This window comes from Pseudomonas spartinae (assembly GCF_965197125.1).
Taxonomy (GTDB): Bacteria; Pseudomonadota; Gammaproteobacteria; order Pseudomonadales; family Pseudomonadaceae; genus Aquipseudomonas; species Aquipseudomonas composti_A.
Genome location: NZ_CBDAMB010000003.1, coordinates 11,832 through 25,139 on the forward strand (window position 1 = coordinate 11,832; position 13,308 = coordinate 25,139).

General features: G+C 63.6%; 13 protein-coding genes. 7 read left to right on the plus strand and 6 right to left on the minus strand.

What is annotated here, in order from left to right:
• The first annotated feature begins 52 nt into the window (after positions 1-52).
• Positions 53-832 (plus strand): spermidine synthase, encoded by a 780-nt coding sequence (locus ACN8M7_RS07400; RefSeq protein WP_490260315.1) that lies wholly within the window; start codon positions 53-55, stop codon positions 830-832.
• A gap of 342 nt (positions 833-1,174) precedes the next feature.
• Entirely contained in the window at positions 1,175-2,866 is a 1,692-nt protein-coding gene (locus tag ACN8M7_RS07405; RefSeq protein ID WP_490260316.1) for a DEAD/DEAH box helicase, read from the plus strand.
• A 78-nt stretch (positions 2,867-2,944) separates the two neighbouring features.
• Here the strand turns inward: ACN8M7_RS07405 and ACN8M7_RS07410 are convergent, their stop codons facing one another.
• From ACN8M7_RS07410 to ACN8M7_RS07420, 3 genes are all read right to left on the minus strand, one after another.
• Positions 2,945-3,346, minus strand: a complete 402-nt coding sequence (locus ACN8M7_RS07410) for a transcriptional regulator (protein WP_490260317.1) — start codon at positions 3,344-3,346, stop codon at positions 2,945-2,947.
• A gap of 142 nt (positions 3,347-3,488) precedes the next feature.
• Entirely contained in the window at positions 3,489-3,986 is a 498-nt protein-coding gene (locus ACN8M7_RS07415) for a DUF934 domain-containing protein (RefSeq protein ID WP_490260318.1), read from the minus strand.
• Complete coding sequence (locus ACN8M7_RS07420; RefSeq protein ID WP_490260319.1) at positions 3,970-5,628, minus strand: nitrite/sulfite reductase; 1,659 nt, start codon at positions 5,626-5,628, stop codon at positions 3,970-3,972. The genes ACN8M7_RS07415 and ACN8M7_RS07420 overlap by 17 nt, the downstream gene beginning before the upstream one ends.
• Before the next feature lie 506 nt (positions 5,629-6,134).
• Here ACN8M7_RS07420 and ACN8M7_RS07425 point away from each other — a divergent pair.
• Positions 6,135-7,121, plus strand: a complete 987-nt coding sequence (locus ACN8M7_RS07425) for an ABC transporter substrate-binding protein (protein ID WP_490260738.1) — start codon at positions 6,135-6,137, stop codon at positions 7,119-7,121.
• On the opposite strand, the gene ACN8M7_RS07430 is transcribed toward ACN8M7_RS07425, so the two are convergent.
• Positions 7,122-7,349, minus strand: a complete 228-nt coding sequence (locus ACN8M7_RS07430; RefSeq protein WP_061239517.1) for a DUF2970 domain-containing protein — start codon at positions 7,347-7,349, stop codon at positions 7,122-7,124.
• Between the two features lie 118 nt (positions 7,350-7,467).
• Between ACN8M7_RS07430 and ACN8M7_RS07435 the strand changes: the two genes are divergently transcribed.
• Genes ACN8M7_RS07435 through ACN8M7_RS07450 form a run of 4 tightly spaced genes read left to right on the plus strand, consistent with a single transcriptional unit; the run spans position 7,468 to position 11,245 of the window.
• On the plus strand, positions 7,468-8,289 hold the full coding sequence (locus tag ACN8M7_RS07435; RefSeq protein ID WP_490260320.1) for a helix-turn-helix domain-containing protein: 822 nt from the start codon (positions 7,468-7,470) through the stop codon (positions 8,287-8,289).
• 45 nt (positions 8,290-8,334) lie between these two features.
• Positions 8,335-9,741 carry an NAD(P)/FAD-dependent oxidoreductase gene (locus ACN8M7_RS07440; RefSeq protein WP_490260321.1) on the plus strand — a complete coding sequence of 469 codons (1,407 nt, stop codon included), beginning with the start codon at positions 8,335-8,337 and terminating at the stop codon, positions 9,739-9,741.
• A 36-nt stretch (positions 9,742-9,777) separates the two neighbouring features.
• Complete coding sequence (locus ACN8M7_RS07445) at positions 9,778-10,119, plus strand: cupin domain-containing protein (protein ID WP_490260322.1); 342 nt, start codon at positions 9,778-9,780, stop codon at positions 10,117-10,119.
• A gap of 49 nt (positions 10,120-10,168) precedes the next feature.
• A complete protein-coding gene (locus ACN8M7_RS07450; RefSeq protein WP_490260323.1) occupies positions 10,169-11,245 on the plus strand; it encodes a polyamine ABC transporter substrate-binding protein in 1,077 nt (358 codons plus the stop codon).
• Between the two features lie 16 nt (positions 11,246-11,261).
• On the opposite strand, the gene ACN8M7_RS07455 is transcribed toward ACN8M7_RS07450, so the two are convergent.
• Positions 11,262-12,158 carry an alpha/beta hydrolase gene (locus ACN8M7_RS07455; protein ID WP_490260324.1) on the minus strand — a complete coding sequence of 299 codons (897 nt, stop codon included), beginning with the start codon at positions 12,156-12,158 and terminating at the stop codon, positions 11,262-11,264.
• Between the two features lie 28 nt (positions 12,159-12,186).
• Entirely contained in the window at positions 12,187-13,245 is a 1,059-nt protein-coding gene (locus tag ACN8M7_RS07460; protein ID WP_061239504.1) for an RNA methyltransferase, read from the minus strand.
• Positions 13,246-13,308: the final 63 nt, after the last annotated feature.

Below are 13,308 nucleotides of genomic sequence, written 5' to 3' on the forward strand. Positions count from 1 at the left end.
AGCCTTTAGCCCGGCTCTATTGGTGCGGGATGTCACTGTGGGAGAGGTATCGATGCCAGGATTGCCGCCGCTGGACGAGTTGCAGCAGCAGGAGGAAGTGCTGCTGGCCGAAGTGCGCGATGCGTTCGGAGTGATTCGCGTGGTGCAGATCGGCGCCTACCGTTTTCTCGAATTCGGTGATGCCATCGAGCAGAGCTGTGTGTTCCAGGGCGATCCCAGCTGGCTGGAGTACGACTACACCCGTGCCATGCTGCTCGGTGCGCTGTGCCACGATAAGCCGGAAACGGCGCTGTTTCTCGGGCTTGGTGCCGGAAACCTGACCCAGGCCTGCCTGAAATTTCTGCCACTGGAGGATGTCGAGGCCATCGAACTGCGCCCGGACGTGCCGCGCCTGGCGATGGAGTTTCTCGGTCTCGACGATGATCCACGGCTGACCATTCGCATCGGTGATGCCACCGAACTGCTGGACAGCGCAGAGACAGCCGATCTGATCTTTCTCGACCTCTATACCGACCAGGGCCCCGGCGTCGGTCACCTGGCCTGGCGTTTTCTCGAGAGCTGCCGCGAGAAGCTCAATCCGGGCGGCTGGCTGATCATCAATCAATGGGCTGGCAACGACGGCAAGCCACTCGGCGCTGCGCTGCTGCGCGGGCTCTATCATCGGCACTACTGGGAGTGCCCGGTGAAGGAGGGCAACGTGGTGCTGCTGATCCCGGCGGATCTCGACCAGGCTCTGGACATGGGCCGCTTGCAGATGCGTGCGGGCGAGCTGGCGCCGCGCTTGGACTATTCGCTGCAGCCACTGATCGAGGCGCTGCGCCCGGCTACGTGACGCACCCTTCAACCTTTCGTCGAGCGATCGGCAGTTTCTGACGTTGCTTGCGGCGGCCCAGCAGGGCCGCGTGGGACGGCTGGCGACAAAAAAACAGCACCCGAGTCAGGAATTTCCGGTATAGTTCGCGCCGGCCAATTTTCTGGCCACGTTCAGGTAGTGCAACTCGCCCGGGAAGTTTAATCCCGGCAGCCAGTCCCCAGCGGACTATCCTTGACGATTCACTTTCATCACGTTTTCGCAAATCCCCGCCGACCAGGCTGCCAGGGTGACCCACAAGGTCTTACACGGCATGCGCAGCTTTGGAACATGGGTCTTTGCGGATGCACTTGAGGCAGACCCATGACCCAGGAAATCGGCGGCTTCGCCGCGCTCGGACTTCACTCCAATATTCTCGCCGCTCTGACCGCCGTAGGTTACGAAGAGCCGTCTCCGATCCAGTCGCAGGCCATTCCGGTGATCCTCGCCGGCCACGACATGATCGGTCAGGCGCAGACCGGCACCGGCAAGACCGCGGCCTTCGCATTGCCGATCCTGTCGAAGATCGACCCGGCCAAGCGCGAGCCGCAGGCGCTGATTCTCGCGCCGACTCGCGAACTCGCGCTGCAGGTGGCCACCGCCTTCGAAACCTATTCCAAGCAGATGCCGGGCCTGAACGTGGTCGCCGTATACGGCGGCGCGCCGATGGGCCCGCAGCTCAAGGCCATTCGTCAGGGTGCACAGGTCATCGTGGCTACGCCGGGCCGCCTGGTCGACCACCTGCGCCGCGACGAGAAAGTACTGTCGACCATCCAGTACCTGGTACTCGACGAAGCCGACGAAATGCTCAAACTGGGCTTCATGGACGATCTGGAGATCATCTTCGAAGCCATGCCGGAAAGCCGCCAGAGCGTGCTGTTCTCCGCGACCCTGCCGCATTCGATCCGCGCCATCGCCGAGAAGCACCTGCGCGAGCCGCAGCACATCAAGATCGCCGCCAAGACCCAGACCGTCTCGCGCATCGAGCAGGCGCACCTGATGATCCATGCCGATCAGAAGACCAACGCTGTGCTGCGTCTGCTGGAAGTCGAAGATTTTGACGCGCTGATCGCCTTCGTACGCACCAAGCAGGCCACTCTGGATCTGGCTGCCGCTCTGGAAGCCAAGGGCTTCAAGGCCGCCGCGCTGAACGGCGACATCGCCCAGAACCAGCGTGAGCGCGTGATCGAATCGCTCAAGGACGGCCGCCTGGACATCGTCGTGGCCACCGACGTCGCCGCTCGTGGTATCGACGTGCCGCGCATCACCCACGTGTTCAACGTCGACATGCCGTACGACCCGGAGTCCTACGTGCACCGTATCGGCCGTACCGGCCGTGCCGGTCGCGATGGCCGCGCGCTGCTGCTGGTAACCCCGCGTGAGCGCCGCATGCTGCAGGTGATCGAGCGTGTCACCGGGCAGAAGGTCGGTGAGGTCAAACTGCCGAACGCCCAGCAAGTGCTGGATGCGCGTATCAAGAAGCTGACCAGCAGCCTGGCGCCGCTGGTGGCCGATGCCGAAGCCAGCCATGGCGACCTGCTCGACCGCCTGACTGCCGATATCGGTTGCAGCCCGCGCGCCCTGGCCGCTGCGCTGCTGAAGAAGGCCACCAACGGCCAGGCCCTGGATCTGGCCACCGTCGAGCGCGAGCAGCCGCTGGTGCCGGGTGTCGGTGGTGCGCCGCGTGAACGTCGCGAGCGTGACGGTGAGCGCAGCGAGCGTGGTGGCGAACGTGGTGAATACCGCGAGCGTCGTGCGCCGTTGCCGCTGGCCGAAGGTCGCGTGCGTTGCCGTACCGCACTGGGTACTCGCGACGGTATCGCCGCGAAGAACCTGCTGGGCGCCATCCTCAACGAAGGCGGCCTGGCGCGCGAAGCCATCGGTCGTATCCAGATCCGCGAGACCTTCAGCCTGGTCGAGCTGCCGGAAGATGGCCTGGATCGCCTGCTGGGCAAGCTGAAAGATACCCGTGTTGCCGGCAAGGCGCTGAAGCTGCGCCGCTACCGCGAGGATTGATCCACCAGGCTTGATGCCTCGCCAGCGGATCAACTGAGCGCCGCGCCCCTCGACAGGGCGCGGCGTTTTTGTTCCTGCTTAGCCGGTTTCGCTGAGGTTGGCCCTGGGCGCCAGGCGGTCGAACACTTCGGGCGTCAGCGCCGCTTCGCCTGCCTCGTTCAGCATCTCACGCGGGTGTTCGCTGCCGGGAATGCTGCTGTCGAGCATGCTCAGTAGCTGTGCGCCGCGAGCAGTGAGCACGAAATTCTCACCGTTGCCGCCTTCGTCTTCCGGGCGCGGCTCGATGAAGCCGTTCTCCAGTAGGCGCGCCTCGTAGCGAGTCGCCTCGGCACGCAGGTGGTCGAGGTCGTGCACGGGGTCGCCCGCGTTTTCCCGTTCTGCGGCCAGGTCTTCGGCGTAGCGCCGCGGCGCGAATGGCTTGCCTGCGGAGTTTTGCGCCTCACGCAGGAGGCGTTCGATCAGGTCCCAGTCGAGGTTCATGGCTGTCTCTCCCAATGCAATGGACTCATAAGGTCCGACTTCAGCAACGGGGAGCGGTTCGAACTGAATGGCGCGAGCTCGGATGCACAATGCAAAACGCCCCGAACCAGTCGGGGCGTTTTGTGTGCTCAGCTGATCGCGATCAGGCGCGGCGGCGGAACAGCGGCTGCGACTGGTCAGCCGACGCCTGATAGACCTCGCTGTATTCCTCGAAAGCCTTCAGTGCGTCGAACGGATCCTTGTCTGCACGCAGGGCAAAGGCGTCGAAGCCGACACGCTTGAGGGCGAACAGCTGATCACGCAGCACGTCACCAATGGCGCGGACTTCGCCGGTGTAGCCGTAGCGGGTGCGCAGCAGGTACGCCGTGGAGGAGTGGCGGCCATCGGTGAAGGCCGGGAACTCCAGGGCGATGACCTGGAAGTGGGCGAGGTCATCGGCGATTTCCTCGACCTCGTCGCCCGCTTCCAGCCACACGCCCAGGCCGCCGTCGCGCGCCTTGAGGGCATGAGCATGCTCGACCCACAGCGCCAGCGGCACGATGATGTCGTCGCAGTTGGGGATGGCGTCCAGGGTCACGTCCTTGGCCAGCAGGTGCCAGGTTTCGTCGACCACCTGACCGTTCTTAATGATTCGCTGCATAGACGCGCTCCTTGAACGGGTCGATACCGACGCGGCGGTAGGTATCGAGGAAGCTTTCTTCTTCGGTACGTTGTTCGACGTAGACCTTGATGATCTTGTCGATCACGTCGGCCATGTCCGCTTCGGCGAAGGATGGGCCGAGGATCTGCGCCAGGCTGGCGTCGCGGCCGGCGCTGCCGCCGAGCGATACCTGATAGAACTCCTGGCCTTTCTTGTCGACGCCGAGAATGCCGATATGGCCGACGTGGTGGTGACCACAGGCGTTCATGCAGCCGGAGATGTTCAGGTCGATGTCGCCGATGTCGAACAGGTAGTCGAGATCGTCGAAGCGACGCTGAATGGCTTCGGCAATCGGGATCGACTTGGCGTTGGCCAGCGAGCAGAAGTCGCCACCCGGGCAGCAGATGATGTCGGTCAGCAGGCCGACGTTCGGCGTAGCGAAGCCTTGCTCGCGCAGCTCGCCCCACAGGGCCAGCAGCTGACGCTGCTCGACGTCGGCGAGGATGATGTTCTGGTTGTGGCTGTTGCGCACTTCACCGAAGCAGTAACGGTCGGCCAGGTCGGCGATGGCATCGAGCTGCTTGTCGGTGACGTCGCCTGGCGCCACACCGGTCGGCTTGAGCGACAGGGTCACGGCAACGTAGCCAGGCTTCTTGTGGGCGAAGGTGTTGCGCTGGCGCCAGCGGGCGAAGCCCGGATGCTCGGCATCCTGCTGGGCGAGCAGGGCGTCTTCGTCGTTCAGGGCCTGATAGGCCGGGTCGACGAAATGCGCAGCGACGCGGGCGACTTCCGCTTCGGTCAGGGTGGTCGGGCCATCCTTCAGGTGCGCCCATTCGGCATCCACGCGCTGTGCGAAGACTTCCGGGGTCAGCGCCTTGACCAGAATCTTGATGCGCGCCTTGTATTTGTTATCGCGACGGCCATAGCGGTTGTACACGCGAAGGATGGCATCGAGATAACTGATCAGGTGCTGCCAGGGCAGGAATTCGTTGATGAAGCTGCCGACGATCGGGGTACGGCCCAGGCCGCCGCCGACGGAAACGCGGAAACCCAGCTCACCGGCTTCGTTCTTGACCGCTTCCAGGCCGATGTCATGCACTTCGATGGCCGCGCGGTCGCTGACAGCGCCGTTGACGGCGATCTTGAACTTGCGCGGCAGGTGCGAAAATTCGGGGTGGAAGGTCGACCACTGGCGGATGATTTCGCACCAGGGGCGCGGATCGACGATCTCGTCCTTGGCCACGCCAGCGAACTGATCGGTGGTGGTGTTGCGGATGCAGTTGCCGCTGGTCTGGATGGCGTGCATCTGCACGGTGGCCAGCTCGGCGAGAATTTCCGGCACGTCTTCCAGTTCCGGCCAGTTGTACTGGACGTTCTGGCGGGTGCTGATGTGGGCATAGCCTTTGTCGTAGTCACGGGCGATGCGCGCTAGCACGCGAACCTGGGCGGACGACAACAGGCCGTAAGGCACGGCGACGCGCAGCATGGGCGCGAAACGCTGGATATACAGACCGTTCTGCAGGCGCAGCGGACGGAATTCCTCGCCGCTCAGCTCACCGGCGAGATAGCGGTGGGTTTGATCGCGGAACTGCTTGACGCGATCCTCGACGATCTTTTGATCGTACTGGTCATATACGTACATGAAGGGTCCTGTTTTCAGGCTACTTACTGCCAATCAGCGCGCACGGCCGCGCACTCCCCAAGGAGCCGGGGCACGATACCAGCTCAGGTTTATGCGTAAAAGTGATGTTTGAATATATAAACCTGAGTTTAAGGAATAAGACTGCTCCAGAGCATAACCATATGGTTTGAGCGATGGCCAAGGCTGGTCTTAAATGCAGTGTGCGTCACCCAAAAGCACAAGAAGAGGGGGAGCCATGAGCGAGCACACCGAGATAGAAAATTCCGACAGCGTCATTGATGCCTGGGCGATCTTCTGCCTGATTCTGATTGCAGTGGGCACGGCGGTTTTCTGGGTCAGCGGCCAATGACAGTAAAGGCCGGTGCGCATTAGCGGTCGGCCTTTTTTCATTTGCGCCTTATACTGCGCCCCGATGACTAGGGAGGGGTGCTGTGATCAGGTGGGTACTGGGCCTGGGGCTATTGTTTTGCTGCGCATTGGCGCTGGCGGAACCGCGTGCACCGACGATGGTGTTCCTCAGCCCGGGCTACTCCAGTGAGAGCTTCTGGGCCGATTACAGCCGCTACATGCAGGACGCCGCCGGCGATCTCGGCATCGAGCTGAAAGTGCTGTATGGCGAACGTGACCCCTTGCGCATGTTGGGCAATGCGCGCCAGGTGCTCGAGGGTGAGCATCCCGACTATCTGATCTTTACCAACGAACAGTTCCAGGGGCCGGTAGTGTTGCGCCTGTTCGAAAACAGCGCGGTCAAGCTGTTTGCCTTGCACAGTACTCTGACCGAGGAGCAGCAGGCCCTGATCGGCGGCAGCCGCGAGCGTCACCACAACTGGCTGGGCAGCCTGGTGCCCAACGACGAGGAGGCCGGCTATCTGATGGGGCGCGACCTGATCGCCCTGGCCAGGGGGCAGCCGACCGAGATGCTGGCGTTTTCCGGGGTCAAGCAAACACCTTCCTCGATCCTGCGCCTGGCGGGCCTGCAGCGCGCCTTGGATAAAGCACCGCACATCAAGCTGGTGCAGGCCGTGCACGGTGAATGGCAGGAGCAACGCGCCTACGAGCAGGCGCAGGGCCTGTTGTCGCGCTATCCGCAGGTCAGCCTGATCTGGTCCGCCAATGATGAAATGGCCTTTGGCGTGATGCGCGCGGCGGCAGAGTCTGGCCGAGCGCTGCACTACGCGGCGCTGAACAACTCGGCTCGGGTGCTGCAGACGCGCATCGATGGGCGCATCGAGGTTCTGGCGAGTGGTCACTTCCTGCTGGGCGCCTGCGCCCTGGTGATGCTCAATGACCATGCCCGAGGGCTGGACTTCATCGAGCGCGGCGGCAAGGACCAGGTGGCCCAATTGCTGCGGACGGTGGACAGGACGCAATCGCAGAAACTGCTGAAACGCCTTGCCCGGCCGGATATCGGTATGGACTTTCGCCAGTTCAGTCTGTTGAAACACCCAGAGCAGCCGCGCTACGACTGCTCGATCGCCTCCCTGCTGGACTGATCAGCCGGTCGCCAGGTGCAGGACCAGTTTCACCGCTGCCAGCAGCACGATCACGAACAAGGCGGTGAAGATTACACCAAGCAGAATGAAGTGACTGGGCTTGCCGCGACTGAAGTCGCGGCTACGGTTCTTCCCGCTTTGCACGCCAAGGGCGGCGGCCAGCACGCTCTGCAGCATCTCGCGCAGGGTCAGCGGGGCCTGCTGGGGGTCTTTGTCCTGATCGCTCATGGTCAGCCTCTCCGTCGGTCCTGCAAGCATAGTCGGCAACCGACAAGGCAGCACGTGGGGCTAGGCTGGTCTTGGTGAATCAGGCAATCTGCCAACGCACCGACCACAGACCTCGATTATGACTGACGATCATTTTCCCGACGATGCCGCGCAGACAGCGCGCACCCGCGACACTATCCTGCGCTACCACCTGAGCTGGAAGCATCGCGACCTCGACGCGGTGATGGCGCTGTATCACCCAGAGATCGAGTACAACGATTTCTATCAGCAGCGTTGCATGCGCCTGGTCGATCTGCACGAGTACGTCACGAACAACCTGCCGCGCCGCCCCGGCGAACTACTGGAGCATGTCGACCGTATCCGCATCGACGGTCACACCGCGTTCATTCAATACTGCACCAGCCTGCAGGGTGGTGAAGGGCTGGTGTCCTTCCGTACCGGCGAGGCCATCACCGTGCGCGACGGGCTGATCTGGCGCATCAACGAATATGCCACGCTGGTACGTGAGGCCCGTGGCGTCGGTGAAAGTGCCAGTTCGCGCCCGGCCATCAGCCGCCTGGGGCTGTCGACCCGGCAGCTGGGCCAACTGGCTCAGGACCTGCAGGAATACTTCCAGCGCAGCCAGCCCTTTCTCGACCCCGAACTGGATCTGCAGCAGGTCGCGGCGGCGACAGGTTACAGCCGCAACCAGATTTCCCATCTGCTCAACCAGGTGCTGGGCGAGAGCTTCTACCGCTACGTCAATCGTGCGCGGCTGCAGTACCTGCTCGCTGGCCTGCAGGCGGGCAGTGACCTCAAGCGTATCGACGAGCTGGCCTTTGCTGCCGGGTTCAATTCACTGTCAGCCTTCTACACCAGCTTCAAGCGGCATACCGGGCTGTCGCCCAAAGCCTACCTCAAGCAAATTTCCTCGCGGGCCCGCACGCAAGACAGCGACTGATCGCGCCCACTAGCCTTGCGTCATCGATTGATGACGGAGGCGTGAATGAACCCCTGGCGCAACATCAGCCTGTGGATGGATCAGCTCGAGGATCCACTGCAGGCGCGGCCCAGTCTGCAAACCGATGCGCACGCCGACGTGGCGATCATCGGTGCCGGTTACACCGGTCTGTGGACAGCCTATTACCTCAAGCGCCAGGCACCGCAGCTGCGCGTGGTGATTGTGGAGGCCGAGACCGCTGGCTTCGGTGCTTCCGGGCGCAATGGCGGCTGGTTGATGGGCAACCTGCTCGGCGAGGACCGCCTGCTGGCCGAGTTGCCTGCAGTTGAGCGCAAGGCGGCCTTCGATCTGCTGCACGGAATTCCCGATGAGGTGGCCGCGGTGGTCGCGCGCGAGGACATCGATTGCGATCTACGCAAGGGTGGCGTGCTGTATTGCGCGGCGCGCTATCCCGAGCAGGAAGTGCGCCTGCGTGAGTACCTCAAAGAGCTGCGGGCGCTGGGCCTGAGCGAAGACGATTACCGTTGGCTGGCACCGGGCGAGCTGGCCACCCAGTTGCGCATGGCCAATGCCTATGGCGCGCTGTACAGCCCACATTGCGCGACCATTCAGCCGGCCAAGCTCGCACGTGGCCTGGCACGCTGCGTAGAAGGCCTGGGCGTCGAACTCTACGAGCGCAGCCCGGTGGTCGACTGGCAGCCCGGCTGGGTACGCACGGCTCAGGGCCGGGTCACGGCTGACTGGGTTGTGCCGGCCATCGAAGGCTATGCCGTTACCTTGCCGCCGCTGGGCAATCACCAGTTGCCGGTGCAGAGCCTGATCGTGGCCACCGAGCCATTACCGGCGGATGTCTGGGCTGATATCGGCCTGGAGCGCGGGCAGGCCTTCAGTGAATTCAGCCGCCAGGTCACCTACGGCCAGCGCAGCCTCGACGACCGCCTGATCTTCGGCGCACGCGGCGGTTATCGCTTCGGCGGGCGTCTGCGTAGCGACTTCAACCTCACCGACGATGAGCTCGACTTGCGCCGCTACCTGATGGGGGAAATCTTCCCGCAGTTGCGCAACGTACGCTTCAGTCACTCCTGGGGCGGCAACCTGGGCATGGCGCGGCGTTTCCAGCCGCACATGCTGCGCGACACGCGCAACCGTATCGCGCTGTCCGGTGGGTATGGCGGCGAGGGCGTCGGTGCCAGCAATCTCGGCGGACGTACCCTGGCCGATCTGATTCTGGGCCGCGACAGCGAACTGCTGCGTCAGCCCTGGGTGTTGAGTGACAGCCCGATTTCCAGGCTGAGTCGCTGGGAGCCCGAACCCTGCCGCTGGCTGGGCTACAACGCCATCATCCGCAGTTTCGTCCATGAGGACGAAACTCTCGCCAACCCGCGCAGCCCAGCCTGGCGTCGCCGCCTGGCGCAGGCCGTGGCGGCGCGCATGGAAAGCCTGATGGGCTAAGTGCCCCTGCTCGCCGATCTTTCACCTGGAGTCCCTATGAACATCACACATTTTCGCAACACCCACAGTGTCGCCCTGGACGAGTCCAACCCGGTCGCTGTGCCCTTGAGTGAGCCGGCGGCGGTTACTTCTACCACCAGCGTCGAGCGCAGCGATGGCGTCGAGACCGGCGTCTGGGAATGCACACCAGGGCGCTGGCGCCGGCAGATCGTGCAGCAGGAGTTCTGCCACTTCGTTGCCGGGCGCTGCACCTTTACCCCGGACGGCGGCGAGCCCATCGAGATTCGTGCCGGCGACGCGCTGATGATGCCGGCCAACACCGTCGGTATCTGGGACATACAAGAAACGGTGCGCAAGACCTATGTGCTGATCTTCTGAATCAGCACCTTTTCAGTACTGCCTAGAACAACAACTCACGAGGTATTCCATGCTGAAGAAACTCCTGCCGTGCCTGATTCTGGCCGGTACCGCCCACGCAGCCGACAGCGTGCGCATCTACAACTGGACCGACTACATCTCCCCGAACACCCTCAAGCAATTCGAGAAGAGCAGCGGCCTGGGCGCTCATTACGACGTCTACGACAGCAATGAAACACTGGACGCCAAGCTCATGGCTGGGCGCTCCGGCTACGATGTGGTCGTTCCCTCCAATCACTTCATGGCCCGGCAGATTCAGGGCGGTGCACTGAAGAAGCTCGACCGCAGCAAGCTGCCGAACTGGAACAACCTCAATCCGGTGCTGATGAAGGCGCTGGAGGTGAATGACCCCGGCAACGAGCATGGCTTTCCTTATCTCTGGGGCAGTACCGGTATCGGCTACAACGTCGACAAGGTGCGTGCGGTGCTAGGTGATGAGGTGAAGATGAATAGCTGGGACGTCCTGTTCGACCCGGCCAAGCTGGCCAAGCTCAACGAGTGCGGCGTGGCGATCCTCGACAACGGTCCGGAAATGCTGCCCATCGCCCTGCATCATCTGGGCTTGCCGCACCACAGCAAGGACCCCGAGGACTACAAACGCGCCGAAGCGCTGCTGATGCAAATGCGCAAGAACGTGCGCTACTTTCATTCATCCAAGTACGTTGGTGACCTGGCCAACGGCGAGATATGCATGGCGGTCGGCTTCTCCGGCGACATCATGCAGGCCGGCGCGCGTGCCGCCGAGGCTGGCAACGGGGTGAAGATCCAGTACGAGATTCCCAAGGAAGGCGCGCCAATCTGGTTCGACATGGTGGCCATGCCGGTCGATGCGGGTAACGAGGAGGGCGCCTACGCCTTCATGAACTACCTGCTGCAGCCCGAGGTGATGGCGGCCATCAGCAATTACGTCAAGTACGCCAACGGTAACGCCAAGGCCGACGCTTTGGTCGAGCCGGCGCTCAAGGCTGACCCAACCGTCTATCCGCCTGAGGCGGTGATGGACAAGCTGTATACCCTGGAGGCCATGCCGCTGAAGATCGACCGGATTCGTACGCGTATCTGGAGCAAGGTCAAGAGCGGCGTGTAAAGGGCGGCGGCCTGCCTCAGGGCAGGCCCAGCGTGTGCAGAAACGCATCGACGCGAGCGGTGTAGGCTGGATCGGCTCCGAGGTCCACATTGATCTCGCGGTGCGAGCGATCCTCTCGTGCCACGCTGACCGTCACGCCCAGCTGACGAGCCTTGGCGGCGTAGGCCTCGGCCTGCGGGCAGGCGTCGCTGCGCCGGGGCGAGCACACCGCCAAAAGCGGATGCGCGCCACTGCGCAGGACATGCAAGGGCGACGCTTTCTGCCAGTAGCTGCTGTCCTTGCCGAAGGCGCGGTCGTATAGCGGCAGATGACGCCCTTGCATCACCGCCGGGACATCGAAGGCGGCACTGTCGAGGGCGACAGTGCCCAGCCACGACGGCGAAACCCCTGGCGCCAGTTGTGGGTCGCTGCTGAGCAGGGCGACCAGATGAGCACCGGCGGAATGCCCCATCAGCACCAATCGCGCCGGGTCACCGCCCCAACCGTTTGCCTGGCGTTGCACGGCCGTTATGGCTTGTGCCACGTCACTCGCCTGGGTCAGCGGGTCGGCGTCGGGTAGCAGGCGGTAGTTGCTCGACACCAGGATGTAGCCCTTGCCCAGCCAGTGCCTGGCCTTGTTCTCGACCACCTCTTCACGGGCCTTGTCGCCGGTGTGCCAGCCACCGCCGTGGACCATGAGCAGGATGGGCGCTGTGTGCGCATTGGGTGGCAGGTAGACGTCGAGGACCTGGCGTGGATGCACGCCGTAGGTCTGGTCGTGGAGGATGCGGCTGCCGGCCGGCAGCTCGTCGAGCAGTTGCCGTTCGGCACGCGCCTCTCGGCGTTCCTGGAGTTTTTCGCGCAGTGCTCCGGCCTGCGCCGCGATGGGCAGGCAGAGCGCTATCAGGATGAATGCAGCGAGGCGGCGGGGCATGGAGCACTCCTTCAGGGAACGCCAGGCCTCATGTTAGTGCAGGTCGGCTCGGCGATGTGCGATCCAGGTTGCGAACCTTGATCAATTCGCTGGCGCGGGCGCGTAACTGTCCACAGCCGCCATCGACATCCTGGCCGGCCGAGTTACGCACCTTGGTCAGTACGCCACGGCTGTGCAAGTAGCGCACCATCTCAACGATGCGCTCGCCATCCGGGCGCTGGTAGTCGTCCGCTTCCAGACTGTTGTAGGGGATCAGGTTGAGCACGGCGAACTTGCCCTTGAACAGGCGCAGGATGTTGTCCATCTCCTCCTGGCTGTCGTTGATGCCCTTGAGCAGCGTCCACTGGTACTGGATCGGGTAATCGATGGTGCGGGCGTAGGCTTCGCCCAGAGCCACCAGCTCTTCGGGGTCGATGCGCGGCGCCTTGGGCAGCAGGCGCTGACGCAGTTCGGCATCGGTGGTGTGCAGCGACAGGGCCAGGGCAGGGCGCACGCGTTGCTGCGGCAGGCGCTCGAACACGCGCGGGTCGCCGACCGTGGAGAACACCAGATTGCGCTGGCCGATACCGCCCTCGGTGCCAAGCAGGTCGATGGCCTCCAGCACGTTGTCGAGGTTGTGCGCCGGCTCGCCCATGCCCATGAACACCACTTTCTTCACCGGGCGAAAACGTCGGCCGAGTGCCACCTGGGCGACCATTTCGGCGCTGCTGAGCTGGCGCAGCAGGCCGCTCTTGCCGGTCATGCAGAACACGCAGCCGACGGCGCAACCGACCTGGCTGGAGATGCACAGCCCGTCGCGCGGCAGCAACACGCTCTCGACCATCTGCTTGTCGGCCAGCTCCACCAGCAGGCGGGCCGAACCGTCGGCGCCGGGATGTTCGGAGCGCAGGCGCGCCAGGCCGTCGAGGTCGGCTGCCAGGGCGGGCAGTGCTTCGCGCACTGTCAGTGGCAGGAAGTTCTCGGTCTTCTGGTGCTTGGTGCCGGTGTCCAGCGCCTTGCCCTGCAGCCAGGCACGGGTAATGCGCCCGATATGCTGGGGTTTGGCGCCAAGGTCGGCGAGGCGTTGGTTGAGTTCAGAGAGCTGCATGGGGCGCGCATGCTACCACCGCCGTGCGTGCATGCGTAGGGCGTTTCAGCGTACCGCGAGGGC

What these genes read in the sequence shown, in the direction of transcription:
- ACN8M7_RS07400 (WP_490260315.1), top strand. Translation starts at nt 53, where the DNA reads ATGCCAGGATTGCCGCCGCTGGACGAGTTGCAGCAGCAGGAGGAAGTG.
- ACN8M7_RS07405 (WP_490260316.1), top strand. Translation starts at nt 1,175, where the DNA reads ATGACCCAGGAAATCGGCGGCTTCGCCGCGCTCGGACTTCACTCCAAT.
- ACN8M7_RS07410 (WP_490260317.1), bottom strand. Translation starts at nt 3,346, where the DNA reads ATGAACCTCGACTGGGACCTGATCGAACGCCTCCTGCGTGAGGCGCAA.
- ACN8M7_RS07415 (WP_490260318.1), bottom strand. Translation starts at nt 3,986, where the DNA reads ATGCAGCGAATCATTAAGAACGGTCAGGTGGTCGACGAAACCTGGCAC.
- ACN8M7_RS07420 (WP_490260319.1), bottom strand. Translation starts at nt 5,628, where the DNA reads ATGTACGTATATGACCAGTACGATCAAAAGATCGTCGAGGATCGCGTC.
- ACN8M7_RS07425 (WP_490260738.1), top strand. Translation starts at nt 6,135, where the DNA reads ATGGTGTTCCTCAGCCCGGGCTACTCCAGTGAGAGCTTCTGGGCCGAT.
- ACN8M7_RS07430 (WP_061239517.1), bottom strand. Translation starts at nt 7,349, where the DNA reads ATGAGCGATCAGGACAAAGACCCCCAGCAGGCCCCGCTGACCCTGCGC.
- ACN8M7_RS07435 (WP_490260320.1), top strand. Translation starts at nt 7,468, where the DNA reads ATGACTGACGATCATTTTCCCGACGATGCCGCGCAGACAGCGCGCACC.
- ACN8M7_RS07440 (WP_490260321.1), top strand. Translation starts at nt 8,335, where the DNA reads ATGAACCCCTGGCGCAACATCAGCCTGTGGATGGATCAGCTCGAGGAT.
- ACN8M7_RS07445 (WP_490260322.1), top strand. Translation starts at nt 9,778, where the DNA reads ATGAACATCACACATTTTCGCAACACCCACAGTGTCGCCCTGGACGAG.
- ACN8M7_RS07450 (WP_490260323.1), top strand. Translation starts at nt 10,169, where the DNA reads ATGCTGAAGAAACTCCTGCCGTGCCTGATTCTGGCCGGTACCGCCCAC.
- ACN8M7_RS07455 (WP_490260324.1), bottom strand. Translation starts at nt 12,158, where the DNA reads ATGCCCCGCCGCCTCGCTGCATTCATCCTGATAGCGCTCTGCCTGCCC.
- ACN8M7_RS07460 (WP_061239504.1), bottom strand. Translation starts at nt 13,245, where the DNA reads ATGCAGCTCTCTGAACTCAACCAACGCCTCGCCGACCTTGGCGCCAAA.